The sequence below is a fragment of the Kosmotoga sp. genome (genome assembly GCF_982836095.1).
The window spans coordinates 11,667-14,875 of the sequence record NZ_CEYIHJ010000016.1 but is presented as its reverse complement, the minus strand read 5'-3'; the positions used below and the strand labels follow the sequence as shown (position 1 = coordinate 14,875).

General features: G+C 42.3%; 3 protein-coding genes and 1 pseudogene. All 4 read right to left on the bottom strand.

Going from position 1 to position 3,209, the window contains the following annotated elements; all coding sequences use genetic code 11:
• Positions 1 to 152: 152 nt before the first annotated feature.
• Positions 153 to 860 (bottom strand): ABC transporter ATP-binding protein, encoded by a 708-nt coding sequence (locus AC3LHT_RS02320; protein WP_488661841.1) that lies wholly within the window; start codon positions 858 to 860, stop codon positions 153 to 155.
• Entirely contained in the window at positions 853 to 1,620 is a 768-nt protein-coding gene (locus AC3LHT_RS02315; RefSeq protein ID WP_488661840.1) for an ABC transporter ATP-binding protein, read from the bottom strand. The genes AC3LHT_RS02320 and AC3LHT_RS02315 overlap by 8 nt, the downstream gene beginning before the upstream one ends.
• Positions 1,621 to 1,667: 47 nt before the next feature.
• On the bottom strand, positions 1,668 to 2,846 hold the full coding sequence (locus AC3LHT_RS02310) for an ABC transporter substrate-binding protein (protein WP_488661839.1): 1,179 nt from the start codon (positions 2,844 to 2,846) through the stop codon (positions 1,668 to 1,670).
• Positions 2,847 to 2,875: 29 nt separating this feature from the next.
• Positions 2,876 to 3,209 (bottom strand): annotated as a pseudogene (locus AC3LHT_RS02305) (acetyl-CoA C-acyltransferase); the annotation flags it as partial.

Sequence of the window (3,209 nt, the reverse complement as noted above, 5' to 3'; positions counted from 1 at the left end):
CTGCAAACATCCCCATGTTCCCGTAAGCAAAATTTACAACACCGGAGGTTTTGTATATGAGCACAAGACCCAGAGCAACCAATGAAAAAAGGCTCCCCTCTCTAAGCCCCAATATTATTTGCTGTAAAAAGGTTACCATCAAGTCACCCCCATCAGGCCCCAAGATATTTTTGTTGAACTAATTCACTTTTAAGAAGGTCTTTCGCATCACCTTCGAGGGTGAGAGTTCCTACCTCGAGAATATAGGCATAGTCAGAGATTCTTAGCGCCGCATTGGCATTTTGCTCTACAAGCAAAATCGTGAGTCCCTTTTCTTTGTTTAAATTTACGAGAAGCTCGAAAATCTGTTCAACGATTTTTGGTGCTAATCCAAGAGAAGGTTCATCAAGCATAAGTAATTTTGGACCAGCCATGAGAGCTCTGCCTATGGCAAGCATTTGCTGTTCTCCACCTGACAAAGTTCCAGCAAGCTGGTTCTTTCTGTCCCGCAATATAGGAAATAGCCCATAAACTTGATTCAAGTCATCGTTTATTTGCTTTCTGTTTTTGCGAGTTATAGCCCCCACAAGAAGGTTTTCCTTAACGGAAAGATCAGGAAATAATTGACGACCTTCAGGGCATTGAACAATCCCCATCCTAACTATTGCTGATGAATCCAGATGAGTGATAATTTTTTCGTGAAAAAGAATGCTTCCGTTTTTAGGCTTTAACAGTCCAGAGATTGTCTTAAGTGTTGTGGTTTTTCCTGCACCATTGGAACCCAACAGGGAAACAATCTGTCCTTCTTCAACACGCAATGATATGTCCTTTAACGCTTTTACATAACCATAATAGACTTCGATATTTTTTATCTCAAGCATATTTACTCTCTCCCAGATAGGCTTCTATAACGTTGGGGTCATTTTTAATATCATCAGCTGAGCCTTCGGCTATTTTTTCACCAAAATTCATTACCGTTATTCTGTCAGATATGTCCATAACAAGTGACATATCGTGCTCCACAAGGAAAATTGTCAAATTAAAGTCGTCGCGTAAACGATTGATAAGCGTTTTTAGTTGGATGGTTTCGGTGGGGTTTAGACCAGCAGCTGGTTCATCAAGCATGAGAAAATTCGGTTCACTCATCAGTGCTCTGCCAATTTCAACGAGCTTCTGTAATCCGTAGGGAAGCATGCCGGCTAATGTATTGAGCCTATTTTTCAAACCTAACAGTTCAGCTATTTCAAGAGCTTTTTCCATGGATTTTTTTTCTGAGTTTTTCACTTTATTTGTCCACAGTGCTTCTTGCAAGATTCCATAATGTATTTCACCATGGTGGCCCACAAAGAAGTTGTCTTTCACCGTCATATACTTGAATATCTCAAGATTCTGAAAGGTTCTTGATATACCTGCTTTTATCACTTTAAAGGGCTTATAAGTCGCCAGATCTTTCCCGTTGAATGATATTTCCCCTTCAGTTTCCTTGACAATACGGGTTATAACATTGAAAAGCGTGGTTTTTCCCGCTCCATTTGGCCCAATCAAAGAATGTATGGTGTTCTTTTTTACTGTCATGTTGAACGACTTTACTGCTGTAACGCCCCCAAATTTCACAGTGATGTTCCTGACTTCAAGAACCATGGTGCACCTCCAGGAAAACGCGGGGGAAAATCCCCCGCGAGCAAAGATTATTCAGCGACCGAAATCCAGTCTGTCAATGTAGTCCAGACTTGGTTTTCCACATGCATCACATACATTTGCCTGATACCGACACGACAGTATTTGTCATTGGGATCATAGGGTTTGTAAGTAATAGATGGTGTAATAAGCCCTTTCCAGCCGTTCATTTCTTCGAGTGCTTTTACAAGGCTTTCCCTTGTTGGTTCCTCTCCAGCTCTTCTTAACGCTTCTGTGAAGACTTCGGCGGCAATGAAGCCCGCCGCTGCGTAAGCGTTGGGAATTTCGTCGTTGAAAGTTTCTTGATAAATTTGAATATATTTTTGGAAGCTTTCATCAGCTACATCTCCCATAACCCACGCCATTGCCTGGAAGCCTTCAGCAGCATCTCCTGCCAGTGCGATAACAGTTGGATCTGGATTAACATAGTTTCCAAGCAAGAGGGCATCGAGGCCATATTCATAAGCCTGCTTGAGGAAGTTAGGGCTCTGAGGGATCCACATGCTCAACACAACAGCATCTACATTCAGTTCCATGAGCTTGAGAATTTCGTTATCAAAGGTCATTCTCGTAACATCGACCGGAAGCTTCGCAACAAGGGCGGAACTGTAACCGTGTTCTACAAGCCAACGTTTAAGGCCGTTAAGTTCTTCCTGTCCAGCATCATCAGCCCTGTAAACAATACCTATACGCTTCTTTCCCAGTGCCTCAACTAAGTATTTTGCCATGATCTGACCCTCAGTTGTGTAGTTAGGCTGTACGGTAAAGACATACTTTTTCGGAGGAATGGCCAGAGTGCTTGAGCCACTTCCTTGGTAAACAAATGGGACACCAGAGTTGTTAAGATAGTCAGCAACAGCGAGACATCCAGGAGTGCCAAGGCCTCCAACAATGGCGAAAACTTTATCTTGTTCTACAAGCCTTTTGACTTCTACAACGGTTTTTGAAGGGTTAAAGGCATCATCTGCTACAATAAATTCGATCTTTCTGCCGTTGATTCCACCATTTGCATTTACCCAGTTGAAGTATGCATCCATGCCCTTCCGCATTGAGATGCCTATTGGTGCTACTGGACCAGAAAGAGCCTGGAAAGAGCCAATGACAATCTTATCTGGATATACACCGTTTTCTGCAAAAACAAAGCTAAACACAATGGTAACAAAGAGTACTGATAAAAGAAGTTTCTTCATACTTTCCCCACCTCCTGTTATGGATTGGATCAATCGATATTCTTAATTATTACGGTTGTACCCATGCCTCCACCTATGCAAAGTGAAGCAAGGCCATAGGTCAAATCACGCTTTTTCATTTCGTAAAGAAGCGTGACAACAATACGGTTACCAGATGCACCGATAGGATGTCCGAGAGCTATGGCGCCGCCATTTACATTAGTTCTTTCCAACATCCAGTCTCTTTCAACTCCCAGCTCTTCTTCCAGTCCTTTCAATACAGCAAGGCTCTGAGCGGCAAAGGCTTCATTGAGTTCGAAAAGTTCTATATCCTTTATGTTCATTTTCGCTTTTTCCAGAGCTTTCTTTATAGCTGGTACAGGG

Excerpts from the sequence above, each read along its gene's own strand:
- AC3LHT_RS02320 (WP_488661841.1), bottom strand. The coding sequence starts at position 860 with ATGCTTGAGATAAAAAATATCGAAGTCTATTATGGTTATGTAAAAGCG.
- AC3LHT_RS02315 (WP_488661840.1), bottom strand. The coding sequence starts at position 1,620 with ATGGTTCTTGAAGTCAGGAACATCACTGTGAAATTTGGGGGCGTTACA.
- AC3LHT_RS02310 (WP_488661839.1), bottom strand. The coding sequence starts at position 2,846 with ATGAAGAAACTTCTTTTATCAGTACTCTTTGTTACCATTGTGTTTAGC.